The sequence below is a fragment of the Afipia sp. OHSU_II-C1 genome, assembly GCF_000497575.1.
In the GTDB taxonomy this organism is placed as follows: domain Bacteria; phylum Pseudomonadota; class Alphaproteobacteria; order Rhizobiales; family Xanthobacteraceae; genus Afipia.
In genome coordinates, this window is record NZ_APJI01000016.1 from 88309 (window position 1) to 112840 (window position 24532).

Genomic DNA, 24532 nt, shown 5'->3' on the forward strand with positions numbered 1-24532 from the left:
TTTCCGTTGTAAATAATGCAGGCCGGTATTCTTGTTGTGCTTGTCAGCCCGGCAGCATTTCTCACATACTCCCAAGTATAGATGGCGCCGAAAACTGCCGCCCGGCGCACATTTGCTTGGGCCATCTGCTTTTCGGCTACGCTTGCGCCCTGAAAGACATCGCGATGAGTGAAACCACCCCGAAGGGATTCGTCGACCTGACCGCGTCGATCGTTTCCGCCTATGTCAGCAACAACGCGACCACCGCAGCCGAAATTCCGGCCCTCATCAGTCAGATTCATGCTGCGCTCGTGCGGGTTTCGAATGGCGGCACCGAGGCTGCGGCGGAGCCGGCCAAGCCTGCCGTTTCTGTCAAGAAATCGATGACCTCGGACTACCTCGTGTGCCTGGAGGACGGAAAACGCTTCAAGTCCCTGAAGCGGCATCTGCGCTCGCAGTACAATATGAGCCCCGAGCAGTATCGGGAGAAATGGGGTCTTCCGGCCGACTATCCGATGGTTGCCCCGAACTATGCGGTGGCCCGCTCGCAACTGGCCAGGAAGATGGGCCTCGGCCAGCAGCGGCGGCGGCGGAAATAACAGACTTGCCGTAGTCTAGGAATAATTCCACATTAGACGTTTCCGGAGTCAAGTCCGGAGAGGCTTTTATATTTTTCGGGGATGGCTATCCCCGGTGTTGGCATCGTCACTAGGATATAGGTATAAATTCCTAGTGAGGTTCCGACGATGCTTGAAATCCAGCCGCCTGCGCCAGCTTTCCACCCGCCGCAAACCAGTATCGCCGGGCCGCCTCCAGATGAAATCTGCCGCGTGGTCGCAGCCACTGTCGCGTTCGATTTTAGTGTCAATGCTGCCGCCCTTGAAAGCGGCTTGCGGGGCTCGCAGCGTCTGGCTTTTGCGCGGCAGATCGCGATGTACCTCGCCCATGTCGGATTTGGGCTCAGCTTCGAGATCGTCGGACACGTCTTCGGGCGAGACCGGACCACCGTCGCCCATGCGTGCCGCGTCGTGGAAGACGGCCGCGACGACATCTGGTTCGATTGCCGTGTCGCGACGCTTGAGCTGATCTGCCGCGCGAAAACCGGCGGAGGCGTCCGATGAAGCGACAGGAGAAGACCGGGCAATCTGCTGCACGGGTTTCCGGTGACGAAATCGATTCATTCCGCGCGCAGCATCTCGATCTTGCAACGCGCGATCTCATGACGGAAGCCGGACTGACAAAAGTCATTGTGAATGACAGCGAAAGTCCGCTGGCATGGCTGGCGCGCCGCAAAGGACGCGATGGCCGGGCCATGATCGGACCGGATCAATTCATCGCCGGTGAGCGCCTGCGTGCAGACTTCACCCGTGGGCACATGACGCCGCGCATCACATCGAGCTGGTCGGGGATCGGACGGACGCGTGGCAGCGGTGGTGGCGGCGAAATGACGGATCTGATCGTCGCGTCACGCCAGCGCGTGCGCCTTGCGCTCGACGCCTGCGGTCCGGAGTTTTCCGGGCTGTTGCTCGATGTCTGCTGTTTTCTGCGCGGTCTGGAGGATATCGAGCGCGAGCGCGGCTGGCCGTCGCGTTCGGCCAAAGTTGTGCTGCAACTGGCGCTCGACCGGTGATTATTTCGTCTCACCGCTTTGCATTGCTTCTCAAGAGCGATGAGAAAGCCCCGATTTGATTGCATTCCTTTGAGTGCGCCATAACATCAGGCCTCAAAGCTGCGCATTCAATCTCGCAAGAGATGTGGCCCTCAAGTGGCCCGACAGGACCGCCTATGCCAAAGATCAATCACCGTATCAATCTCACCGATCGCAAGGTGCAATCGTTGAAGCCTGCGAAAGAGGGGCAGCGATATCAGGTAATGGACATCGAGGTTTCGGGTTTCGGCGTGCGCGTGACTGACACCGGCCAGCGAACATTCATTTTGCGCACGCGATATCCTGGCGGAAGCAGCGCCAGCCGCCGCGAGATAGGAAAATACCCGACGATCTCTCTTGCCGATGCGCGAGAAAAAGCACGCCGATGGATGGCGCTGGTGAAGCAGGGCATTGATCCTTCGGCGGAGGAAGATCGCCTGGCATCTGCAAACGCGACAAAGCGCGAGAATACGTTTTCTGTCGTTGTTGAAGATTGGTTTCGAGACAAGGTAAGGGCGGAGCGCAAAGGGCATGAAGTCGAGCGCGACTTTCGGAGCCAATTCTTCCCCCTATGGAAAGAAAAGCCCATCACCGAATTGTCTGAGTCGGATATCCTTCGCTTCATCCGTGAGAAAAAACGCGAGGCGCCGGCGCAGGCTCGGAATCTACTTGGCAATCTAAAGCGGTTTTTCGCGTGGACTGTTGACCAGCGCTGCTACGGAGTGGCAAGCTCTCCGTGCGATCAGATTAAGCCAACGAAAATCATCGGCAAGAAGAAGAAGCGAAATCGCATCTTGAACGACGATGAGTTGTTCGCACTTTGGAGAGTCACGAAACGTCTTCCTTATCCTCATGGGCCAGTTTACCGTGGGTTGATGCTGACAGCTTTGCGCCTCAACGAGATGGCGGACGCTAACAAGGCTGAATTCAATTGGCAGCAGATGATTTGGACAATTCCTGCGGCTCGTATGAAGGGCGAAGACGGAGAGGCGCGCGACCATATCGTGCCGATTACCGATGCTATTCATGGGCTCTTCGATAGCCTTCCAAAGTTCAAGTCCGGCCCCTTCTTGTTCACGACGAACTTCGGCAAATCCCCGGTGTGGATCTCCAGTTGGGTTAAGGCGAGGATCGACGCCCGCATGTTGCGGACGCTAAAGGCGCTCGCACGCTCTCGTGGTAACGATCCGACGGTCGTCACGCTTCCGCATTGGGTCAACCATGACATCAGGCGCACCGTTCGCAGTCAGCTCTCACGGCTAAAGGTGACAGAGGAAGCAAGGGAGGCGGTTCTAGCGCATGCTCGACCTGGGATTGCCGGCACGTATGATTGCTATGATTACCTCGAGGAAAAGCGTGAGGCCTTAAACCTTTGGAGCTTTAGGTTGAGCCAGATCGTTTCGCCACCACAATTCAACAACGTAATAAGACTGCATGCTAGGGCTTGACGAAGCAAAGCGATGTTCGCATTATGTTCCTGCGGGGGTGCGGTCCAACGTATTTCCCTGCGCTCTAGCTGAAGTGCTGCGGGTAGTTCGGTGAGAACGAGAGCCAAGCCGAGGCGGGACCTCGGGCTGAACCATCAATAACTAAGGTGGCAGCGGCTGCGCCGTATGGCTGAGGCGAACCGGATTTCCATCGAGAAGCCCGGAGAGAGTCTGATTTCCCGAAAAGGGTCCCAAATCAGGTCTCGCTCCGTGCGGTGCTGCTAACGGCAATCGTCGTGACGAGACCTCCACTAGGAGAACGTCATGGCTCAGCGCCTCATTCCCTACGAAGCTCTCAAAGACAAGTGCATCAGCTATTCTAAACCGCATCTGTGGCGGCTTGAGAAGGCCGGTCAGTTCCCTAAGCGCGTACCGATAGGGCCGGGTCGTTACGGATACGTCGAAGCTGAGATCGATGCCTATCTTGAGGCCAAGATTGCCGAGCGCGACGAGAAAGCAGCATGAAATCCGCGGACATCATACCATTCCCGCTCGCGCGTCGGCACGACATGATTGAGCGGCAAGCGATGTACGCTGCCGAGATTAACCCGGATGCGGCTGATCGTCATATCGCGCATCAGTTGAAGATCCAGCGTGATGCGATGCGCCGAAAGGGTATCGACGAGCGCCTGATCGCTAGGGAGCTCCGATGCATGGAGGGTGCTATTCGCTCCAGGCTTACGAATAACACCGCGGGGGGTGCTCAATGAGTCGGCGTCGACGTACGCAAATCGGTGGACAGTTCTCCGCTAGGCGCAAGGACATGCTCGAATCTCCAGCGTATCGCGCACTGTCTTTGTCCGCTCATCGTGTGATCGATCGAATTGCTGTTGAACATTGCAATCAGGGCGGCGCAGAAAATGGTCGCTTAATCGTGACCTATGACGACTTCGAGAGGTACGGTGTTCATCGGCATGCGATCGGACCGGCGATTAGGGAGGCCGAAGCACTCGGTTTCATCGAAGTCGTCGAGAGAGGGCGCGCCGGCAACGCCGAATTTCGGTCGCCTAGTCGGTATCGTCTGACCTTCCATCGGGCGGGGCGGGACATTGGCGACGGTACCCATGAATGGCGGCACGTCACCGAGGAACAGGCGAAGGCCATTGCAAAGGCGGCTCGGCATGCCAAGCCCGAAAAATCAAAATCCCAGTGGCGGAAAACGCCGATCCTTGGTGGCGAGAAACGCCACCGAAAATGTCCCATCCTTGGTGCGGATTCCACCACTACAGAGCTTAGTGCGGATTCCACCACTACTATCTATATCTCGGGAAGGGATGCAGCGTGAGATCAGGTCCAAAAGCTATTGATGTATGGGACACGGAGACGTTCGATGACGAACTGCGTGAGCTCTTACAACAACACGCCGAGTTGATCTCCGAGTATCTGATTTTTGATCGTCAGGAATTCCTTGACCGGGAGTCGACCGACGGCTGGAGGCCGCCTAAACAAAATCCCCGCGGCAGCGAATATATGGCGTTTATGGAGCGCGTCGGTCTTGCCATGAAAAATCGAGCAATTCGGGGCTGGCATTATACTCGTTTGACAGACGATGAAGTCGCAGCAATCCACCGTAACGGCATTTATCCAGGGACACTGGAGACTTTACGAGAGCGACTGAATGCTCGTGTGTGTGCCGGCGACCTCAGTGAACAGGAAGCGGACGAAATATATCGAGCAAGTCCGTGCCACCATAACGAACAGAAACTCGGTCGCCTTGGAAAATTCTGGTTTGCCTCACGCCCTTTCGATCCGATGTACAGTGGTGTTGAGCTCCTTCTGAACAATTGGGGAGGCGAAGCCGCCTACTTCTGGCTGCAAGATCAGAAGCTTAAGAATCGCGTTAGCAACATTGGACGGCCTTATGTCCTAGAGATTGCCGTCCCGATATCCTACACCGGCCAATGGTATTGGGCGGGACAAGCCGTAGTCTGCACTTTCGCTCGTAGTCTCGGACTGCATGCGAGTGGGGCAGATTTCGATTTCTATTCAACAAAGCCGCTGGGTCCTGATGCTGTCTTGGCGGTACACGCCGAGGGAACCGTAAGCTTCGCAGCAGTGGCAGATCAATATCCCGATTAGTATGCAATTCCGCCCGTTTGCAGTTGCACCATAAAGCGGAGCAGCAAGAGCCAAGCGCGAGACGCACGATTGATTCTGAGTGCGTGGCCAATCGGCAATCAGCCGGTTGTTCTATGAATAGCTTTGATAGCCATTGCAGAGATTTGCCGACGCTGTTTTGACAGCGACTCCACACTGGGGCCACTTGAGGGCCACGAGCATGCAGAAACCGGCGAGCGAGTTGCTTGCGGGATGCATGGTTGGTGGGTGGCAGTTGAATGTCGGATGCGGTGCAGATCAGTGAGCGAAGCGGCTGGATAGCCGGCCTGGATGGGCGGACTGCAGCGGCGCGTCGCGTGAAAGAGGTTGCCGACGGCTTTGCGCGGGCGCTGGGTGGCGCTCTCGATCCGATGAAGCGAGATGCAGTCCAGCGCGCCGCAGAGTTGCAGGTGACCGCCGAAACGCTGCGGACGCGCTCTCTGCGGGGGGAGGCAATTGCACCCGGCGACCTGATCAAAGCAGAGAACTTGGCGGACAGGGCACGGCGCTCCTTGCGGATAGGAGATGCTCCAGCTCGAACGGTTCGGCCGATCAGGGACCGCCTGAGGGCCAACGCATGAGCACTCAGCATCCATCGCCGTTGGACTTCTTCGCCACCCTCAGGTGGATCGATGGCAAGCCGTTGCTCGATACGATTGAGCCCTACCGCCGCGCGCTATTCATGCGGTCACTCTACACGTTCAGGGATGATGGCTCACCGGCATACAACATGACGCTGGCGGGCCGAGGGAAGAAGAACTGGAAGAGTGCCGACCTTGTGCTCGCTGGCCTCTATTGCCTCCTCTGCCTCGATAGTCCGCAGGGCAATGAATGCTTCATCATCGCAAACGACCTGAAACAGGCCGGCGATGACCTAAGCCTGGCCAAGAAGCTTGTTGAGGCCAACCGACCTGAAATAGGAGACGAGGTCACGGTCTTTTCCGAGGAGATCAAGCGCGTTGACGGACGAGGCTTCTTACAGATTTTGCCAGCGCGAGACAGCATCGGCGCTCACGGCAAGACCTACCTGTTTCTTGGATTGGACGAGATCCATGGTTGGCGCGACTACGATCTACTCGAAGCCATGGCGATGGACCCGACGCGCTCTGACGCGCGCATGTGGATCACCAGCTATGATACGCTTTGGAATCAGCCGGGCATTCCGCTTCACGATCTGAAGGAACGTGGAAAGGTCGGCGACGATCCACGCTTTCTCTTCAGTTGGTATTCGGGCGACTACTGCACCGATCCCGATTTCACAGAACTATCGGCAGAGCGGCGGGCAAACCCGTCCATGGCATCGTGGCCCGAGGGTATGGGCTACATCGACCAACAACGGCGCCGCCTGCCGTCCCATAAATTCCGTCGGCTCCATCTGAATCTACCGGGAGCGCCGAACGGTGCGTTCTTTGATCCCGACAACTTCGAAGCTGCAATCGACAAGGGTAGGGCAGCACTCCCATACGATGCGCGCCAACGATACGTTGGCTTCGTCGACATGAGCGGCGGTAGCAGTGACGACGCAACGCTCAGCATCGCACACGCTGAAGGTGACAAGATCATCGTTGACATGGTGATCAAGCAAGCCGGAGAAGTGCCATTCAATCCAAGAAGTGCGGTTGCGCGCTTCGTTAAGCAGCTAAAGGCATACGGCATTCGGCGTGTCGTCGGCGACGCCTACGCGGGGTTGACGTTCAAGTATGACTTTGAGGATTTCGGTATCGCGTATAAGCCGTGCCGCGTACCCAAGACTGAGTTGTACGAACAGCTCGAGCCCATCCTAAACGCCGGGGAGGTTGAGTTACCCGATCTCGCACGTTTGCGAGAGCAAGGGTTAGGTCTCGTTGTGCGTGGCGCGCGTGTGGACCATCTCCCAGGCGAACATGACGACTGGATTAATGCTGCCGCCGGCGCGGTATGGTGTGTCGCGAATACGGAACGGCAATTCGGCGTAGCGTTTGATCCGAAAATACATATCGGCTCGTTCGGCTTCACATCACCACGAAACTGGATCGACAACCTGCCTCCCGCGGAAGCAGTAAGGCGTGGCTACTGCTCAAAAGAACGGGCGATTCAGGAAGGTTGGATTTCTGCAGAGACACAGGAGAACTGAATGGCTCAAATGTCGACCATCAATGCCACGGTGAATACCGAGGCCTTTACGTTCGCGATGCCGGCTGCTTTCAACACACTGCTCGGTAACCTTCTCACGCCGACGGCAGATGAGTTCTGTCAGCGGATCGAGCGATCCGGAAAGGCAGCTTGCGCTCAAGTTGAGCGTGACCAAGTCGAGTCGATCATTTGGCTCGCGCTTCAAGGTGGCGGCACCGGCGCCCTGACGGCTTATCACCAGGCGAAGCGCATCGTGGCAAATCAGAACGGGCGCCAAGTCGACCTTTTGGCGGCGCAAATTGTCCGTGCCGCAGTAGCCGCGGGGTAAACGCCAATGAGCCTTGCAGATCGCAACAAGAGTATTCTGGAGCGCGTCGATCGACACGCGGAGCACCCGTCAGCCAATGCTCTGCGCAAGGCCGCTGAAAACTGCTTGGCAGTATCTGAGCGGTTTGCGCGGGAGCGTGACTTGATCGCGCAAAACGGCCATCTGACCCAAGAGGGCGTTCGGGCGCAGCTCACTGAAGCACTTCGCCGGACGTATGGTCGCGACCTTCGCGACGCTCGCAAGCCTTTTGACGCGGCTGCGGCGAAGCTCAAGTCCATGCGGGAGCAGGTCAAGCCGGCGCAGGTCGATCGTACAGACGTTGTGGCTGCGCTTGAGAGACAGGAAATCCGGGCTTTCGTCCGCGGCCTTAACGTGCAGGAACGCACGAAGCTACTGACGCCGGGTAGCGATCCCCGTGTTCTGGACGCGGTGCTAGACGCGCCAGCGGCGCTCAGTGGAGTGCCCGAGCCATACTTCGCACAGGTGAAGGCATGGCGAGAAGAGCAACTTCATGGGCCGTTGCTCAAGGAAATTGCCGACCTCGACTCGTTGCTGAGTGAATCACAGAACGCCGCGGTCATTGCACGTGGCGACCTGATGAACACTATGCAGATAGACCAGCGCGGGTTTGATCGGATCATGCTTCCGATTGAGAACAAGGCAGACGCTCCGTGGCTCAAAAAGGAGGGTGATGCCGTCGTGGTCGTTGTCCCCGGACAAGCGACGTATCAGCCGGCCACCGCGGACGAGATGCGCGACGGCGTTTTCTTTGAAAGTGCGGAAGCGTTCTTCAAAGCTCACGGCGTCAAGGACCAAGCCGAATATCTTGCAAGGAGGGCAGCATGAATTGCGACGTCCGGTTGGATGATCGGACTGCGGCGGTGGATACCGCCCGAGCGCACGCGGGCGGCGTGGCATCCGACGCGCCGTCCGCATCGCGATCGCAGGGTTTTGACGTCAATCTTCACGGGCATGTACTCTGCATCGAACTGCTTCTTTGTCAGATATGCGATGTGGTTGAGTTGAGTGCTCCAAGTACCCGGTCGATTCTGCGGACCGAGCTTTCAGGCCTGATTGATGGTTTGCACTCCGACGAAGCGTCCGAAGAGACATTGATCGAACTACGCGCCGGAGCACGCAAAGCTCTCCGTCGAATGCTTCCTGAACGCGCGTAGGAGTAAAATGGCCTCGAACCCGGTTGATGTTATCATTGTCGATGGCGTGCCAGTCGCAAAAAGCGACGTGCGCGCTTATGAAAAGCTTCGCGTCCGAAAGCGAATGGGAGATGCGACAGAGGTGCGCAACACGCGCCTGTCTGGCCAGTACGGGGGACTATATATTTCCTCCCTGCAATCCAATTTCGATCTTGACGCTGCGGACACCACAACGCCGGACGATGGAGCGACTTGCATCATCGACTTCGATGGCAATCGTTTCAAGAAAGTCAACGGAGCCGGCAGCGGGCTACCTGGTGGCACAGATAGGCAGGTTCAATTTAACAATTTGGGCAACTTCGGTGGCAGCGCATCGTTCGTTTGGGATGGAGCAGCACTCCGTGTTCCGAAAGCTGTGGGCGGCACCGGAGCGGGTTCGTCTCTCGAACTCCAATCGACGACCGGAGTAGGGACAACTGACTTCATCCGCGCGCTTGTCGGCAGCAACGGTGCGACGGAGGCGTGGCGAGTTCTTACTGACGGATCGGTAGGAATCGGAACGCCGACTCCGCTCGCAAAGTTCACGATCAACAGAAATGCCGTGGTGACTGTTCCTAGCCCAGGTTCCAACGTCGTCATGCACATTGTGGGTGCGGACACACAGAGCACCCAGATTATCATGGATTCCTTCTCGGCCGGTCCGGGCTTTTTCTCGCGTCGTTCGGGCGGCACTCTTGCATCTCCGTCAGCCATCGCGAGCGGCAACAGCATCGGGTCATTCAATTCTGCCGGTCGATACGACGCATCGAATTACTCGGGCGTGACGGGGTCTTTCAATTTTATGGCCGAGGAAAACTTCACCAGCACCGCGTGGGGAACGAAGTTCACGCTCGGCACGACGCCGATCGGAGGAACTGTGCGTACAGTTGGCCTCACGCAATGGGGCAGCGCAGGAGTTAGCATCGGGTCGGCTCTTTCAGATCCCGGAACAGGCAACCTGAGCGTTGCCGGCGCGATACAGACCGGGTCGTTCACGGTGGCCACGCTTCCAGCCGGTGTCGCGGGAAGAATGGTCTATTGCAGCAATTGCCGTGTTTTTAACGGCGCCGGCACCCAAGAAAGCGGGGGCGCGGGTACGGGCGGCCACGTTTCATACAACGGGTTCGCGTGGAAGATCGCAGGAACGAATGTCACCGCTGTGGCGTAGTCGAAAGGAACGAGAATGCCTGAGAAGAAGTACCTCTATGAGGTTCTGATACGCGGAAACGTCAAGGGCGAAGTCTCCGGGGCTCATCAGATCTGGTCGACCGCCTTCACGGACGAGGAGGGGAACCTTCTTTTCAACAAAGAAGGACTCGCGGAAGTTCTGAATGTTGACGAGGTGGGGCCGTTGCTGACTGTCGAGTTCGCGGGGGCAGCGAAGCAGATATCCGACCTTCATAAAATCTTACAGGTTGAGCGCGAGCAATCGGCGCAAACGGTGGCCGACCTCAATACTCAGGTATCCGATCTCACAGCGCTGGTTCAGCGGCTGAATGCTGCGCTTGAGATCGCAAACCGCGCCGCATCAGAAGCGCAGGCCGCTCCACAAGATAGTACGACAGGATAGCGGCAAAGGTCGAAAGTCCGATCAGAATGACGTAATCGACCAGTCCGTATTCCTTGTTGTAACCGAACGCGCGGAAGACATAGACGAACACGAAATGGTTTAGGAATACGCCATAGCTGAGGTTTCCCGCGAACTCGTCAAAATCTGAAAACCTCAACCGCGAAAGAATGGCGAGGGCGGGCAGGCCCACGAGGAATCCAAGCAAGACCTCACCGTTATGCTTAAGCGCCATCAAACTCGGGAAAGCAAACAAGCCGACGAACATCAGTGCGCAGAGGCCCCAGAAAAATAGCAATTGGCCGCGCCAAAAAAGTGTTGGCTTCGCTATCGCTGCGCCGGACAGGAACATGAAGAGCGTTCCGGGCAACAGCCTGTAGCCGAAAAGGTCGGTGTCCAGCACGCCGACATAGGCCGCGAGAAATATGACAAATGATAGAGACGCCAACCACTTCGCCGAAGCTTGGGCGAGAAGCACGAACGGAATGACGAGGTAAAACGTCAGCTCAAGCCCAAGGCTCCATGCCTGGGGGATAATGAAGCACTGATTCCCAAAAATCTTGTAGTAGCCGATCGGTAGCATCAGAAAATTGAGGACGTAGTCCGTTCCCGTGCATGTGGCGAGCCAGCGCGACCAGAATGTAACTGTCGCAGCGAGAGCGAGCGTGATGACGCTATAGAAGATGAACTGCGGAAAAAGGCGAAGGCACCGGTCCAAATAGAACGCGCCAATGCGGCGGGGATCTTCATAGTGCTTCGCGATCAGCAAGGTCATCACGTACCCGCTGATGAGATAGAACGAGATCACCGCGAACACGCCCGGACTGAGTCCTGACAGCTTGCCCTCGGCGTGAGAGAGCAAGACCAGCACGGCCAAGATATATCGATAGGTGCCCATTTCGGTGCCGACCCTATCACGGGAAAGAGCCCACGCCAGCCACTTAGCGGCCCGCGATCCTATGGAGGCAAACGAGGTGCGAAGACTACAAGTTGTTTAGCGTGTGATTTAAGAACGGTTGGCCCAACTTTTAGTCTACGTCCTGAGCTCCCGGCTCGCCCCAATCGACCTTTCCATCACTGGTGCGCGGAAAGTTATCGGACACTTCGCGAAAGACAACCCTCCCATCCCGGATGACTTTGATCGCGGAACCCCAGCCATTTCCGATCCAAGGCATTCGCAGAAACTGCGTCCACGTCCCGTTGCGAGCAGTGAAGAAGATATTGAAACTAAAATCCTTGCCTTCATGCAGAATTTGATGTGCCGTGGTTGCAGCGAGATTAGGAGTCATGTTGCCAACCGAATAGTTGTTCATCGCCGAGTTGATGTTTTTCTTCATTAGGTCGAGATCAACGATGCGCGCCGAAACATCATACAGTGGATGCTTTCCGCGATGGATGAACATTGGGACAAGTAACAATTGATCCGGCATGGCGTTCCCGTTGGGGATCTTTCCTTCGCGGTCGAATGCTTGGAAAATGATATAGGCATACGAATCGCCGCCAATCACGGCCTCCATACTGTCTTTCTGAAGAGCGGATATCTCTTCGTTCTTCTTTCGGATCTCCTGATTGAAATTCGATTGGCGCCAAGAGGCCCAGAAACCTCCAAGTGCGACTAGGACAGCTCCAACGAAGACCACCATTGCGGGATAGAAAGGGGCTAAGCGGGGCATTGCAAATTTCCAGAATACTCAATCGACCAAAACGCCTGGAGAATCCGCTGAGGGCACCCCGCGACGTCGCGGGCACGCGTATTCCCAGTTTCCTACCAGACGATGAGCAACCAGTGTATAGCCTGAAAAGAAAATACACGTGCGCGCCTGCATTTCGGGCTTAGTGCCATAAGTCTGTTTCACTTCGAATGACTCGTATACAAGCGGCTGATACTGCCCAGCAGCTAGTACAATCACGATGAGAAGGATTACCGCGCGCATGTTCTAATCAATCAACGAATGGTTCGTTCGCCGCCCAGGACGCACCACTTGTTCGCCCACACCGACAATTGCCTTGTTGAAATCGCAGAGTCGTCCGACTGCAAAGATCCCGCCCTGTGCGCCGGCATTGACGGCGATAGTGTCGCCGCGACGGATGGCTCGACGCCGGCTTTTTGAACGTTTGGTGCGGCCGTCTGCGCGTATGCGCAAGTCGCGGCGAAGGTTGCCACGAGCCAAGCGTTGTTCTCATTGTGTGTCTCCCCAGACCCGCAGCTATCCAAACGCAACCGGCAATGGAGCGCAAGCGCGTCCCCGCGGAAGCGTCCAAAGATTTTTACCGGCTTCATTTACGGACGTTGGGGCTTAATTGCCCTTGGCACGTAAACCGAGTTCGACAAGGTGGCGAATGGCGGCCGGCCGCGATGGCACCTCGTCTTGCTTGGCGGCCCAACGGTCAATCTCGTCTAGTTGTTCGGTCTCAAACCGCACTAGGACGCCATCGCGCCGGCCACCGGTCGACGGGCGTCCGCGCTTCTTTTTTGGGATATCCCGAATTGACTTTGCCATTTATTTAGGATATCCAAAAATCAAGCCGAGGGGAAGTTGGCGCTTCCGCCTCGGCTCTAACCCCACGCGATGGAGAGACCCATATGCGCCAGGCTAAGGCCTATTCTAGCACAAGACTGTCTGTTTTGATCCGCGATCCTTTCGTCCGTGCCGCGTTCGAACGGGTGGAGGACGAGGGCGGCGATTTCGGGGTTCTGACGGAGGTCGACCACCCGCCGAGCCTCAGTGGTGGGGCCGCAGTGCTTATGACGGGCTTCAAAAGCCGCGCTTTGGAATCGGCGGAGGGCTGATCTATGAAGCGAGAGTCATTTAGCGGCCCCTACAGCCTTGTGGATTTGGTTTCTCTCCAACCCGCTCCCAGGCAGCGCGGGAGGAAAGGGCGCTCCAGCAAGCCCGCAAAACGCACCAAGAGTGTTTCGGAGTTGCGCAAGGACGTAGCCGAGCAGATCGACCGCCTCATCCAGTTTCTGGACCTAACGGATAGCTACGTTCAGACCGAGCTTGAAGACGATCCGGGTAGTAATCCGGAGGAGGTCAACGAGGACGGAGACGGGAGTCCGGACGATGAACCGTCGCTCGGCTGGCCGGAAGCGCGGATTAATCAAGGACTGGGGATGATCGGTGGGGTGGACGACCTAGAGAAAGGCGCGTTCATCGAATGCCGGAAGCGAACCCAACGTATTGAGCGCGAACAACTGGTCGTTGAAAACACTTATCGACGCTTCCTATCAGGCCTCCCGATCGAACAAAAAACGATGATACGATCACGCCTCAACGAAGGGTCGTGGGTCGTCCTGCGATAGGTTGGTTGATCCTTTGAAAATTCTCCGCGGCTATCGAGTGTCTTGTCTGCCGCGGAGCCATTCCGGTTTGCGCAGCGCACCAGCCATAGAGCCACTATCAAAGATTATGGGCTTCTTTCGATACTTGATAACGGACGGCCAACGGGATGGGGTGGGATGCCAGAAAGATGTTCCAATCAACCGCTCCCTAGCCTTCAAAATCTCGCTTGGCGTACCTTCCCTGTAAACTTCTTCATTAGGTTTGTCAGTATCGCGAATAAGGACGAGTGGTCCTGATCGGGGTAAAGCCCGCTTGGTTGTGAGTCGACCTAATTCATCGAGCGCTACATCGCGTTTAGCCCAATCGGAAAAATAGAAATTGTGGCCGGCGCTAAGAATCTGCAACTCATTTAAAGCTGACACATCGGATGAATTTTTCAGCTCCACGAATGCTGTTCCTGAGATATTGGGAACTGTATAAACTTGACTATCAAAGAGGAGAAAACTCAGCCTTGGACTGAGCGGCATCGTGAAGATGGCCCCGGAACTTGCTACGCCGAATTTATTCTCTCCGCGCCGTTCGTTCGCAAATTTGTTCACGAGCAAAGAGGGATGATCTCCGATTACGAAATCTCGATTCGTGTTGTTCCGCAGAACAACAGGTTTCAGGTCATCCAAGTACTTTGCTAGATCTAAGCCCAATTTTAGAGAAAAAATCATTACCTGTGCGTCCGTCGACAAATCAGGTGGGCGCTGTTCTGGATGCGCTGCGTATGTAACGTCTTCCATCTGCTTCCTAGCGATGCGGATTTCTTCGATCGCCTGCACGGTACGTCGTGACTGGACGGCCAAGAATACTCTCAGCCAGCCTACATCGTCTTTGGAAAGGTCTTTTCCCGTTGACAAATATCTGGCGATACGCGCGAAGTGCCCCTCCAATCCCATAAGGATGTTCTCGGCTCTTAGATCTTTCCCATATAGATAATCGCGTGCGCACTGTCCCTTGACGGGGGCTCGCTCTATCGCTTTTTGTCGGTCAATGTTCACAACATTCAACGCGTGGCCTTGCCCATTCAAAGTGAACGGCTTCAACAAGCAACGTGGAACATAGTGTTGATTTTTTTGATTGGGCAATCCTTGGCCGACTTTCGTTTTCAATTCTTTGCGCGGAGGACTATCTCTTCATCGGCCGCAACGGCGGGTGGCTTCTTCTCCCAACGAAGCTTCGTTTGGTCTTGACCTAAAATTCCCTCGGCGCCTTTGACGAAGCCCCAACGCTCGAAGCGCTCCACCATGGAGCTCTTATTATCGTGGCGTACGTCCGTGACTATGGGCGCACCGATCTCTTTTAGCTCTGATACTAGAGATGACGAGATACGCTGACCTCGAGCCGCCTTAGAAACGCCCAGGTAGTATAGCGAGAGCGTGTTAGCGTCTTGGGGCTTAGCGAGCGCGTATCCGATGATGACTCCATCCGCGTTGACCGCTACCCGTGACTGGCCAGACGCCACTAATTCTTCAATAAGCGCTTTCGTCCCCGGGCGAACAGCGGTCGGGACCTCGGGAGCCACCTCCTCGAAAACCTTGAGAATGTCGGTTTCATCGCCGGAAACAGCAGTTCGATAGATCATTTCAGCCTCGCCTCTTACTCGCGTTGAGTCATGCGGTCAGATCGAATTCGAAGTCGGAGCGGCTTTGATCCGAAGCATCTGATAACTGTGGACCTTACCGTCGACATTGCTCTGCATGATGACCCAAAGCTGCCATTCAGGATCTGCGAGCTGAATTTGATGGTGATTCAGAAGCGTTCGCACTTTGTTGATCCACACGCGAAGATGATCAAAGGTCGGGAGCTTTTTACCCTTCACAACGTTCTCGAGACTTCCGCGGTGCAAAAAGCTACCGCATTCGACGTACAGCTTTTGCAACTCGGGCTTTGTTAAATACGGCGCTGTGACCTTCTCGATCTCCGCCACCTGTCCCTTGTCGTTGCGAACCTGACGACCTGGTGTAGGATAGAATTTGGGATGCAGTCCTTCGAGCATTCTGAGGATGTTGTCAGCTTGGTATGCCCTAGTCAGGCGTTTTGCCTTCGCGCCTGGGATGTCGCCGTGCGCCGTCAAACTGGCTAAGGCGATCAACTCACAGATGAATCGAAGCTCAAGGTAACAAAATTCGACAGCTACGATCATCGGTAGGGCGAATTTCGAATTGAGAATATCGTCGATTACAGAGGTGCGACGCTTAATCTCCTCCATAAAATCGCAATAGAGTTCAGCTGTCGCGTCCGTTAAGGCTTGGCTCTTCAATCTATGTCTCCGCTAAGAGCGGCGAATAATGCTTTTAACCCAGCTCACACTGGTTTCGATCGCCCAATCGGTCTGCTCCCGAGTAAGCGCGGGCATTTCTTCTGCACCGGGACCGTGACCGAGGGGATTACGCACCTTGGCAAAAAGGTATTTAAGCGCACTTGCTTCCCAGTCCGCTATAAAATAGTCGGCGCGCTTGCTGGCTAAATTATCAATGAAATTATGAGCACCGGTTTCTCGGCCGTGAGTCCATCCACGCGCTCCAGATATGACCTTAATTGCGCTCTCTAAGGCTCTCACTGCGTAGAATGCGGGATCACGATCACCCGAGTCGCGGCGATCGAAGGCCTCTTTCATGTCTATATCAACATTCTTCCATTTCGGATCTGATACCAACTTCCAAAAAGGAGTTTCGATATGCGTTTCCACCAGGGCATCTGGCGACATCTGCAGAAAGCCATTGTGATAGTTTAATTTAGCTTCTGCTTGGCCAAGTCTGACGTTTAGCTCTTCGATTGATGATCGTATCGTTTGATTGATTGCGATGTTGTTCCTTCTCAAAGCATCTGAGTATTTTTCCGCAGGCTTCATTCGCGCGGGGCGAACAAAGATCGCGGAATCAGCCGCTTTCATCGCATCTGAAAGATTGGCATTTAAGAGAGCAATTTCTTGCTCTCGCATACGAAAGCCGAGTTCAATGAAACTCAATCGTTCTTTGATGTAAGCATCGGCCGAAATCTTACCGTCAAATTTCTCCGTGAACCACGTCGTACAGACATCGTTAATGGCCCATGTTCCATGATAGTGATGTGGTTTCCCTAACCACTCGCCCATGAAGTTGTAAGTTAGAGGAGCCAAGGATAGGAGGCCAAATTCCATGGAGAGACGACTCTGTAGTGCGGTCCAGATCGGCCGCCCCGGATAAGCTTCTCCAACTTGAAACGGGCAGACCTGCTCGGAAAAAATCCGAAATAACTGTACTAAAAGCCGTTGGGCTGGAGGGTCGTAGGCCTTCCAGAGTTCAACATGCTTATAGCGGTGGGCAAAAATGTCGGTGAGCATCAAAACACGCTTGATAAAGCTTGGATAAGGATGCCCCTCGCGCTCCATTACCGGAAGCCGCAGGATGCTGGCGCGGAACTTAGCCACAGCTATAAAATTGGGACAACGCGCAATATGTGGCCCTAAAAGTGGCCCCTGAGCGGCAAGCTCGTCAATTGCGCAGTTGCCTAGACCATATAACCTATTGAGATAATTTAAGAATTTCTCTCCGAATTCGTAATTGACAACTGGCGCTCGACCGGCTGGCGCGTCATTACGGATTGCGCAGCGATACGACCGGCACCGGCACGGCTATCAGGACCTGGCTCGCGGACGATGCGGCTTTCACGCCGTAAGGATTCAGGATGCCGCCGCCAGCGTTTCGCGGGCGTCGTTCTTGATCCGCTCCACCATGGACCGCAGGCCATTGGAGCGCTGCGGTGTCAGATGTTCGCGGAAACCCAACTCGTCGAAGATCGCGATCGGGTCGGTGTCGAGAATCTGCCGCGGTGTTCTTCCGGACTGGATGGAGAGCAGGATCGCGATCAGCCCGCGCACGATATGCGCGTCGCTGTCGCCCTTGAAATTCAGCACGGGCTCTTCGCCGCTGCGGTCGATGTCGCGCGACAACCAGACCTGGCTGGCGCAGCCCTGAACCTTGTTCCCGGCGGAATGCTCGGCGTCGGACATCGGGGCCAGCGTGCGGCCAAGCTCGATCACATAGCGATAGCGGTCGTCCCACTCATCGAGCAGTTCGAAATTGTCCCTGATGTCGTCGATGGTCATGGCGGCCCGCATACTCGTATCAAAGGTCTCATTCGACCCTTATATGAGATCGCGGGGTATCGATAGCCATAAGTTCCGGGCCTTTTTCGGCCCGGAATATTGCCTGTCGGAGCCTTCAGGGTGCCGCTGTGGCTCCCGGTGGCTGCCAGTCGATCGCAAGATCGTCCTGCGTTAGTGTCTGACGGACAACCGCAGCGATTTCCGCCTCGCCGGTCGTGCGATCATCCGGCGTTCCGATGGAGCCGGTATGATCAGGTGCCTTCTTGCCGGCCTTGTCGGTCGAATCAGGTGCCTTCTTCTCGTTCTTGTCGGCCTTGTCCGTGATGAACTGATAGACCTTCTTGGCGCCGGACTGGGCGCGCTCGCCGATCACGGTCGCAGCCTGTCCGCCGACGACGCATGCCGCAGGCTGCCGGTTACAGAACTGGCTCATGTCTGACATGGCCGCAGTGGCGGCCGAGATGGCGTCCGACGCGCCGATCTGTGGACCCTTGTCCGAATCGGGCGTCTTGTCGGTCGGGAGCAGCACAAGCACCAGCCCCAGCCAGAACGCCATGCGAAGGAGGAAAAACATCTCACACCCCGTTAGTCACTTTCACCGGAGTGGCTTCACGCGAGGAAGCACTCCGCCCCGTTGCGATTGATCTCGCAATCATTCCGCGTCGTATCAGACGCGGATAAATCTCCGGTTCTTGCGCTGTCTAAAATTTGAATGGTTTGATTTGGCGTAAATTTTCGATTGATACGGCGGCATTTTGCTTCGATACGCGCAGGCATGTCCGCGCGCCGTGCACGATTTCGAAACCATAACGGCGCGGCATGGAAACTTCGCGTTCACCATTCGACCGGATGAAACCGCCGATTATCGGTGAAAACAGCGCATCCAGCCGACGTAACTTGCAATCGGATGCGCGCCTTAGCGTTCGCTTAAGTTCACTCTGACACGATCCGCCAAACGAAAAACGGGGGCGTTCCGGCCGTCAAGACGACGACCGGCCGAACGGTGAGAACAACGTGAGATTGTCCGGCATCATACGCGATCATCTGGACTCGCTGCTGCATCCATCAGCGCGGCGGGATCTGATGACGAAAGCCCGCCACCGCGCCTTCATCGGGCCGCGGCTGCTGGGCGGCCTCGCGGCACTTGCATCGCTTCCGCTTTATCTTGCGATTCGCGGCGCTCCGCAGGAAGTCGAGGTCATGGTATTCGCATGGCTGATCGCGCCCATTCTCGTCTCATACTATCTGTCGCGCACCGGCCATTATGAGCGCGCGCATATTCTGTCGTCGACCGCGCTGGCGGCGGTGGTCATGGCGGTCTGCGTCAATACCGGAGGAATTTCGTCTTTCGCGGCAATCTGGCTCGTGGCCGTTCCGCTCGACGCGGCGCTGTCCGCCTCGCGGCGCGCCGTTATCATCGCGGTGGCGCTGGCGCTCGGCTGCGCGCTGGGCCTTGTCATGATCGACGCTTTCGGCGTCCTTCCGGCTTCGAGGGTGCCTGCGTCCTACAGTTCGCTGTTCGAGGCTCTCGGGATTGCTTCGGCGACGATCTATGCATCGGCTCTCGCGTTCAGCGCGGAATCGCTGGCCCGGATGAGCAGAAAGCTTCTGATGGTCGAAGAGGAGCGCTATCGGCTGCTTGCGCACAACATCAGCGACGTGATTTCCCGGCACAGCCGCAACGGCGCGATCCGGTTCATTTCCCCGGCGGCGGAAACCCTGCTTGGCACACCGGCAGCGCTGCTTCACGAACATGGCCTGTTCGACAGGGTCCATGTCGCCGACCGGCCGGCCTATCTGACCGCTCTCTCGGAGGCCGCGCGCAGCGGCGACGAGCGCAGCGTCGAGTTTCGTGTGAAGCGGGATGCTGCCCGCAGTTCCGAACACGAGCGTACAGCGGCCGCCGAATTCATCTGGATCGAAATGCGTTGCCGGCCGATCGATGCGGTGTCGCAGTCGCTCGCCGATCCTGGCGTCGAAGTTGTCGCGGTGATGCGCGATGTGACTGAGCGCAAGCTTCAGGAGCAGGCGCTGGAAAACGCTCACATGGAAGCGGAGCGCGCAGGAGCCTCCAAGTCGCGCTTCCTCGCCACGATGAGCCATGAACTGCGTACCCCGCTGAATGCCATCATCGGATTTTCGGAGATGATCGTCCGTGAGAACGAGATGATGATCGACGCAGCGCGGCGGCAGGAATACGCCAAGCTGATCAATGAATCGGGTCTGCATCTGCTGTCGGTGGTCAACGGCATCCTCGATATGTCGAAGATGGAAAGCGGCAACTTCGAGATTCTTCCCGAGCTGTTCTCACCGCGCGAGTCCCTGATCAGCTGCTGCAACCTGATGGTCCTGAAGGCGCGCGAAAACGGCATTGATGTCGTGACGCGAGCGCCGGCCGACTTACCGCAGATCACCGGCGATCCGCGTGCCTTCAAGCAGATGATCCTGAATCTGCTGTCCAACGCGATCAAGTTCTCCGAGCGCGGCGGTACGGTCACCGTCACCGCGGCGATCGAAGGATCGCGCCTGCTGGTTCGCGTGATCGACAGCGGTGTCGGAATTGGCGCCGAGGATCTGAAGCGGATCGGCGATCCGTTCTTCCAGGCCGGGAAAACCTACCAGCGCCGCCACGAAGGCACCGGTCTCGGGCTCTCCATCGTCAAGAGCCTGGTTGCGATGCATGGCGGTGAAATGATCGTGCAGAGCCAGATCGATGAGGGTACGACGGTGACGGTCGCGCTGCCGATGGTGTTTTCGCCGCCGGCCGAGAAATCCAGCAACGTTGCAAAGCTCGCGCCCGTGCGCGCGGAACCTCAAGATTATCAGGTGAAGAAAAGTGCCTAGACAGATCGCAGAAGATGACGAGAAACCACGCCGCCGCCGTCGCGCTGCCGCAGTTGCTGCGGTCGAGGCAGAGCCGGAACGAGGCCTGATCATGCGCGTTTTGTTGCACAGCCCGAAGGATACGCTGGCGGCAACGGCGGCGCTCGCGGCTGTCATCGCGATCGTCACCAATGCAATGTTCCTGCAGGCCGGGCGGCATCCATCGCCGATGTTCAGCACGGCTTCGGTGTCGTCGCTGCCGGCCGTTGCTCCGGCTTCCGCGCCATTGCCGCGCGTCCGTCCGGCTGAAGCTGAGCCGCGCGTTGTCGAGAAGCCCGTGGAATCAGCAACGCCGGTACCGGCGAAGCAGGCTGCAACAGCCGCTGCGCCGCGGCCATCGGCCCCCGTTCACGCTGCAAAGAGTGATCCGGTCGGCGATCTGATCGTGTCGACCCGGCGCATAGCTGCCGTTCAGCGTGCCCTGACCGAGTATGGCTATGGCCAGCTCAAGCCCACTGGCGTTGTCGGCACGGATACGCAGGCCGCGATCCAGAAATTCGAACGGGACCGCAAGATGCCGGTCACCGGCCAGTTGTCCGACCGTCTGATCCGCGATCTGACGGTTCTGACGGGACGGCCGATCGAATAAGAGTCAGTCGCGCGGCCCATACCACCAATGGATTGATTGGCGCAGGCGATGCCCTTCCTTGTGCGGAGGCAGCGTCAATCCGCGCCAGAATGCTGCCAGCACAAAAAGGCACAGTGCACCACCGAGCACATAGGGCAGGAATTCGAGAAAGGCTGTAAACATCGGGGCTCGGACTATGGTAGCACCTGCTCGTCTTTCCATTCGCCTGATCGGTTCAAATCTCCATGTCCCGTCTAAAATCATCGATCTGGGTCGCGGGCTATCTGCGGCGATGCCAGGGTGCCGGCATGTTCGGTGCCGTCCGCCGCCGCGGCGCGGAAGAGGCGGGCGCGGTCTTCGTCAAGATCGCCTTGATGGATGGCACGGCCATGCTGTTCGTTCCGGCCCCGCAGACCGCTTATGACGACAGCCGGCCTGCCGAGCGAGTCTTCATCCAGTCACCGGCGCAGGCCGTTGACGAGCAGGTGGTCGAATCGCGTCTTGCGAAGGAAATTGGTTTCGATCCAGATGTCTGGATTGTCGAAATTGAGGACAGGGAAGGACGGCACTTCCTCGATCTGGCCAAAGCCTAGCCGCGCGAGGTGTTCCGGGTTGTGATGTGCGTGCCGGGCTGGGCCACCGGGCGCGATTGCGCGGGCGTTGAACGGGCGCGCTGACGCTCGTCATCGTAGAGAGCAGGGCGGTATTTCGCGCGGGTGGCAGCGAGCGCCGAGCCACGCCATGCGGCAAGCATGATCAGGGCGGTTCGCAGTTCGATCACCTCATAGAGCCGCGCCAGCCGGTAGACGTCCATCACCGATGCGCCGAGCGACGGATTCAGGAACAACAGCACGCGCTGATACGACTCGCCCGGCATGCCGAGGGCCTTGAGCGCGCAGGCGAGCGGTTCTCCGCCCGGTTCGTTGACGATCTGGGTCGCAACCTTCGATGTCAGGATCAGCGCATCAGCGAGTTCGGCCGCGAATCCTGCTGGGTCGGCCGCCAGCGCGGCCTGCTCGAGCGAGATGACCGCGCGCGCGGCGCGGCGCGGATCGACCTGGGTGGACGGTTTCAGCGGTGTCTCGGTGAGACCACGCAGCAATTGGGCGCGGCGGCTCTTGTCTGCGGACAGAAACATCTCGATCAGTTCTGCTGCATCGTCGGGCTGCATCGACATGGTCGGCGCAGGCATGACGGGAGCGAGCGGAGCTTCGGGCTCTGATACGATTTCGATATCTGCCGCAGGGTCGGCTTCAAGCGTGTCGTCAAGGATATGCTCGTCGTCCGGCGCGACCGGCTGGCGATTTCCGGTCGTGTGTTTCAGTTGCAGCTTCCAGGCGATCTCACGCGGCGTGTTGGGATAGATCGCAAGGCGTGCGCGCACAGCCGCGCGGGTGGCATCGTCCACCTCGTCGATCAGGCGCGTGGCGAGTTCGGCGAACTGGCGCTCCTCGTCGAGGGTATGGTCCGAGGTCTGGACATAGAGATCCGTCAACACGCGAAGCAGCGTCGGGCGTATGTCGACGCCCTCGCGCCGGGACAGTGTCATCAGGCCATCGAAGCCGTGAAACATCGGAAGTGTCGTCATGCCGGATACGCGGGTTTAAGTCTGCGCCTGACGTTATCGGGTGCCTGTTAACAAGCCATTAACCATGACCGCTCTTAATGACCGGGTGCCGTCGGCGCAGGAAGCAGGCGGTCAGGAGAGATCGATATGGGCATCATTGTTGAATTTCCGGCGGATGCAGCGGCGCGGCGCGCCGGGCCGGACGTGAACATGGTCCCGCGCGAGGGAACGGCAACGATCCTGATTCTCCCTGCTATCCGGATCGAGCGCTACGCTGACGAAACCAGCGATGGGGTCGGGCCGGGGGAGGGAGCGGCTCCGGGACGCCGCCGCAAGCGCAGGGCGCGTTCCTGAAGACAAGTCAGGCTCTCCGGCGGACAACACGCCGGATCAGCAACGCTTTCAGACCGGACCGCGATGTGTAATCCGCTCTATCTTTTGCCATTCGTTGCGAGTCTCGCTTGCCCGAGCGACGATTTCGGCCGTACCCGCTCGACCTTCTATCATGAAGACATGCACAGGTGGGTCGGCACCGAAGCCACCACAAGTCTGGGCGGGCAGCCGTCGCAATTCCAGTTGACCGATCTGGAACGATCGCTGCGCGATCTCGCCTACTACTTCATCGAGCCGCCGCATTCGCATCCGGCCTGGAAAGCGGTGTTCGGCGACTACAAGAAGATTCCCGCGCCGTGGAATCAAAAGGCCGTCTTTGACCACACGCTGTATGGCCGGCGCATGATCGATGAGCCGCACCGGTCTCAGACCGCGGCCTATGCAGGATTGATCGAAGACGTGCGCAACGACGGCGTGATGCTCGATCAGTTCATTCCCGTCGCCCTGAAGGTCAACGATCTCGACATCAAGCGCAACAAGGCGCTCGGAATCGTCTCTGAAATTTCACCGCGCGAATATGACGATGCGCAGGCCCGGATGCGCGAGAACGTTCTTGTCGTGCAGTGGGCACAGCAATGTCTGCAACAGCGTGTAGCGTCGTACCGATGGGCGTTGGATCGGCTGGTGATTCACGCACCTGATCCGATGGCCGCCGATGCCGATCGCCTGATCGCGCAACTGTCCCAGCGCGCATCGGAACTTTGGATCAAGGCGACGCCTGTCGTCGGCCGCGCGCTTCGCGTCGGCGGATAAATCAAAATCCGGAATCTCTGCGACGTTCCGACACGCGTCGTTCGGACACGCGGCGGATGGTCGCGTTGAGTCCGTCTGCAATCGGTTGTTTGCTTTTCCAAGACATCGAACCAACTGATTTGCCATGAAGATGGGGGATGGAATGACAGGTTCCCCAGTCGAAAGAATGTTTCTTCTCGGAAAGTCTTTTGGAACTCTGATCGCGCTGAGTTTTGCCGTTGCTGTGCCTGCGTTTTTCATTGTCTACGCACTGGAACCGCATCTGGTGCTTCCGGCGCTCAGTGTGCTGTTTTTCGCGGCCGCAGCTCTCGCCGCGATCACGGCGCTCTCGATCAGGACCAACAAAAACACGGAGAATCTGAATCTCTGGGATGTCGCCGGCGGCCTTGTCATCACCGGTTGCGCAGCCTCAGTGCTGGGCGAACCGGAACAGGTCGCACAACTGTTCGAGCATCTGTTCGAACGCAGAAGCAACATACAGTAACGGGAGATGTTTTAGACGTTAGACGACCAGGCCGGGCCCCTCTGGCAGCTTTGA

General features: G+C 57.3%; 32 protein-coding genes and 1 pseudogene. 23 read left to right on the forward strand and 10 right to left on the reverse strand.

What is annotated here, in order from left to right:
* The first annotated feature begins 164 nt into the window (after positions 1–164).
* From I554_RS0118270 to I554_RS26945, 14 genes are all read left to right on the forward strand, one after another.
* Positions 165–578 carry a MucR family transcriptional regulator gene (locus tag I554_RS0118270; protein WP_024573963.1) on the forward strand — a complete coding sequence of 138 codons (414 nt, stop codon included), beginning with the start codon at positions 165–167 and terminating at the stop codon, positions 576–578.
* Positions 579–725: 147 nt separating this feature from the next.
* Positions 726–1100, forward strand: a complete 375-nt coding sequence (locus tag I554_RS0118275) for a helix-turn-helix domain-containing protein (protein ID WP_024573964.1) — start codon at positions 726–728, stop codon at positions 1098–1100.
* Complete coding sequence (locus I554_RS0118280) at positions 1097–1609, forward strand: DUF6456 domain-containing protein (protein WP_029659328.1); 513 nt, start codon at positions 1097–1099, stop codon at positions 1607–1609. The genes I554_RS0118275 and I554_RS0118280 overlap by 4 nt, the downstream gene beginning before the upstream one ends.
* A gap of 155 nt (positions 1610–1764) precedes the next feature.
* The gene (locus I554_RS0118285) at positions 1765–3075 is read left to right on the forward strand and encodes an integrase arm-type DNA-binding domain-containing protein (protein ID WP_024573965.1); all 1311 of its coding nucleotides are present in this window, start codon (positions 1765–1767) and stop codon (positions 3073–3075) included.
* 303 nt (positions 3076–3378) lie between these two features.
* Positions 3379–3579: an AlpA family phage regulatory protein gene (locus tag I554_RS0118290; protein WP_024573966.1), complete on the forward strand. Its 201-nt coding sequence runs from the start codon at positions 3379–3381 to the stop codon at positions 3577–3579.
* A complete protein-coding gene (locus tag I554_RS0118295) occupies positions 3576–3824 on the forward strand; it encodes a DUF6074 family protein (RefSeq protein ID WP_024573967.1) in 249 nt (82 codons plus the stop codon). Before I554_RS0118290 ends, I554_RS0118295 begins: the two co-directional genes overlap by 4 nt.
* Before the next feature lie 53 nt (positions 3825–3877).
* The gene (locus tag I554_RS25700) at positions 3878–4399 is read left to right on the forward strand and encodes a hypothetical protein (protein ID WP_024578189.1); all 522 of its coding nucleotides are present in this window, start codon (positions 3878–3880) and stop codon (positions 4397–4399) included.
* Entirely contained in the window at positions 4396–5193 is a 798-nt protein-coding gene (locus I554_RS0118305; protein WP_024573969.1) for a hypothetical protein, read from the forward strand. The genes I554_RS25700 and I554_RS0118305 overlap by 4 nt, the downstream gene beginning before the upstream one ends.
* A 595-nt stretch (positions 5194–5788) precedes the next feature.
* Complete coding sequence (locus tag I554_RS26045) at positions 5789–7324, forward strand: hypothetical protein (RefSeq protein WP_024573971.1); 1536 nt, start codon at positions 5789–5791, stop codon at positions 7322–7324.
* Entirely contained in the window at positions 7325–7651 is a 327-nt protein-coding gene (locus I554_RS0118320; protein WP_024573972.1) for a hypothetical protein, read from the forward strand.
* Positions 7652–7657: 6 nt separating this feature from the next.
* Positions 7658–8497 (forward strand): hypothetical protein, encoded by an 840-nt coding sequence (locus I554_RS0118325; RefSeq protein WP_024573973.1) that lies wholly within the window; start codon positions 7658–7660, stop codon positions 8495–8497.
* The gene (locus I554_RS0118330) at positions 8494–8826 is read left to right on the forward strand and encodes a hypothetical protein (protein WP_024573974.1); all 333 of its coding nucleotides are present in this window, start codon (positions 8494–8496) and stop codon (positions 8824–8826) included. Before I554_RS0118325 ends, I554_RS0118330 begins: the two co-directional genes overlap by 4 nt.
* Before the next feature lie 7 nt (positions 8827–8833).
* A complete protein-coding gene (locus tag I554_RS0118335) occupies positions 8834–10012 on the forward strand; it encodes a hypothetical protein (protein ID WP_024573975.1) in 1179 nt (392 codons plus the stop codon).
* Between the two features lie 15 nt (positions 10013–10027).
* Positions 10028–10414, forward strand: a complete 387-nt coding sequence (locus tag I554_RS26945; RefSeq protein ID WP_024573976.1) for a hypothetical protein — start codon at positions 10028–10030, stop codon at positions 10412–10414.
* Here I554_RS26945 and I554_RS0118345 read toward each other — a convergent pair.
* Together I554_RS0118345 and I554_RS0118350 are read right to left on the reverse strand one after the other, a co-directional pair.
* A complete protein-coding gene (locus tag I554_RS0118345) occupies positions 10317–11309 on the reverse strand; it encodes an acyltransferase (protein WP_024573977.1) in 993 nt (330 codons plus the stop codon). The genes I554_RS26945 and I554_RS0118345 overlap by 98 nt on opposite strands.
* Positions 11310–11439: 130 nt before the next feature.
* The gene (locus tag I554_RS0118350; RefSeq protein ID WP_034473359.1) at positions 11440–12084 is read right to left on the reverse strand and encodes a LapA family protein; all 645 of its coding nucleotides are present in this window, start codon (positions 12082–12084) and stop codon (positions 11440–11442) included.
* A gap of 911 nt (positions 12085–12995) precedes the next feature.
* On the opposite strand from I554_RS0118350, the gene I554_RS27495 reads away from it, so the two are divergent.
* Together I554_RS27495 and I554_RS0118365 are read left to right on the forward strand one after the other, a co-directional pair.
* The gene (locus tag I554_RS27495) at positions 12996–13202 is read left to right on the forward strand and encodes a hypothetical protein (protein ID WP_024573980.1); all 207 of its coding nucleotides are present in this window, start codon (positions 12996–12998) and stop codon (positions 13200–13202) included.
* A 3-nt stretch (positions 13203–13205) separates the two neighbouring features.
* Entirely contained in the window at positions 13206–13715 is a 510-nt protein-coding gene (locus I554_RS0118365) for a hypothetical protein (RefSeq protein ID WP_024573981.1), read from the forward strand.
* 30 nt (positions 13716–13745) lie between these two features.
* Here I554_RS0118365 and I554_RS0118370 read toward each other — a convergent pair whose 3' ends face one another.
* Genes I554_RS0118370 through I554_RS27345 form a run of 4 tightly spaced genes read right to left on the reverse strand, consistent with a single transcriptional unit; the run spans position 13746 to position 17152 of the window.
* Positions 13746–14852: a DUF4238 domain-containing protein gene (locus I554_RS0118370; protein WP_081710809.1), complete on the reverse strand. Its 1107-nt coding sequence runs from the start codon at positions 14850–14852 to the stop codon at positions 13746–13748.
* The gene (locus tag I554_RS0118375) at positions 14849–15325 is read right to left on the reverse strand and encodes a GNAT family N-acetyltransferase (protein ID WP_024573983.1); all 477 of its coding nucleotides are present in this window, start codon (positions 15323–15325) and stop codon (positions 14849–14851) included. Before I554_RS0118375 ends, I554_RS0118370 begins: the two co-directional genes overlap by 4 nt.
* 36 nt (positions 15326–15361) lie before the next feature.
* Positions 15362–16003 carry a hypothetical protein gene (locus I554_RS0118380; RefSeq protein WP_024573984.1) on the reverse strand — a complete coding sequence of 214 codons (642 nt, stop codon included), beginning with the start codon at positions 16001–16003 and terminating at the stop codon, positions 15362–15364.
* Between the two features lie 12 nt (positions 16004–16015).
* Positions 16016–17152, reverse strand: coding sequence for a hypothetical protein (locus tag I554_RS27345; protein WP_192817744.1), 1137 nt, complete (start codon positions 17150–17152; stop codon positions 16016–16018).
* Positions 17153–17289: 137 nt separating this feature from the next.
* Here I554_RS27345 and I554_RS27620 point away from each other — a divergent pair.
* Positions 17290–17400: pseudogene (locus tag I554_RS27620) on the forward strand (DNA replication protein); the annotation flags it as partial.
* Positions 17401–17404: 4 nt separating this feature from the next.
* Here I554_RS27620 and I554_RS0118390 read toward each other — a convergent pair.
* The gene (locus tag I554_RS0118390) at positions 17405–17830 is read right to left on the reverse strand and encodes a SufE family protein (RefSeq protein ID WP_024573986.1); all 426 of its coding nucleotides are present in this window, start codon (positions 17828–17830) and stop codon (positions 17405–17407) included.
* 115 nt (positions 17831–17945) lie between these two features.
* Entirely contained in the window at positions 17946–18404 is a 459-nt protein-coding gene (locus I554_RS0118395; RefSeq protein WP_024573987.1) for a DUF5330 domain-containing protein, read from the reverse strand.
* 440 nt (positions 18405–18844) lie between these two features.
* Between I554_RS0118395 and I554_RS0118405 the strand changes: the two genes are divergently transcribed.
* Complete coding sequence (locus I554_RS0118405; protein ID WP_024573988.1) at positions 18845–20674, forward strand: ATP-binding protein; 1830 nt, start codon at positions 18845–18847, stop codon at positions 20672–20674.
* Entirely contained in the window at positions 20667–21302 is a 636-nt protein-coding gene (locus I554_RS0118410) for a peptidoglycan-binding domain-containing protein (protein WP_024573989.1), read from the forward strand. The genes I554_RS0118405 and I554_RS0118410 overlap by 8 nt, the downstream gene beginning before the upstream one ends.
* Positions 21303–21305: 3 nt before the next feature.
* Here the strand turns inward: I554_RS0118410 and I554_RS27350 are convergent, their stop codons facing one another.
* Complete coding sequence (locus I554_RS27350) at positions 21306–21464, reverse strand: hypothetical protein (protein ID WP_192817745.1); 159 nt, start codon at positions 21462–21464, stop codon at positions 21306–21308.
* Positions 21465–21526: 62 nt separating this feature from the next.
* On the opposite strand from I554_RS27350, the gene I554_RS0118415 reads away from it, so the two are divergent.
* The gene (locus I554_RS0118415) at positions 21527–21874 is read left to right on the forward strand and encodes a DUF1491 family protein (RefSeq protein WP_024573990.1); all 348 of its coding nucleotides are present in this window, start codon (positions 21527–21529) and stop codon (positions 21872–21874) included.
* Here the strand turns inward: I554_RS0118415 and I554_RS0118420 are convergent.
* Positions 21871–22869 (reverse strand): DUF2336 domain-containing protein, encoded by a 999-nt coding sequence (locus I554_RS0118420; protein ID WP_024573991.1) that lies wholly within the window; start codon positions 22867–22869, stop codon positions 21871–21873. The genes I554_RS0118415 and I554_RS0118420 overlap by 4 nt on opposite strands.
* A gap of 126 nt (positions 22870–22995) precedes the next feature.
* Here I554_RS0118420 and I554_RS0118425 point away from each other — a divergent pair, with 126 nt between their 5' ends.
* The 3 genes from I554_RS0118425 to I554_RS0118435 all read left to right on the forward strand — a co-directional run bounded on the left by I554_RS0118425 (position 22996) and on the right by I554_RS0118435 (position 24478).
* Positions 22996–23202 (forward strand): hypothetical protein, encoded by a 207-nt coding sequence (locus I554_RS0118425; RefSeq protein WP_024573992.1) that lies wholly within the window; start codon positions 22996–22998, stop codon positions 23200–23202.
* Between the two features lie 63 nt (positions 23203–23265).
* The gene (locus I554_RS0118430) at positions 23266–23994 is read left to right on the forward strand and encodes a hypothetical protein (protein WP_024573993.1); all 729 of its coding nucleotides are present in this window, start codon (positions 23266–23268) and stop codon (positions 23992–23994) included.
* A 142-nt stretch (positions 23995–24136) separates the two neighbouring features.
* Positions 24137–24478, forward strand: a complete 342-nt coding sequence (locus tag I554_RS0118435; protein ID WP_024573994.1) for a hypothetical protein — start codon at positions 24137–24139, stop codon at positions 24476–24478.
* Positions 24479–24532 lie beyond the last annotated feature (54 nt).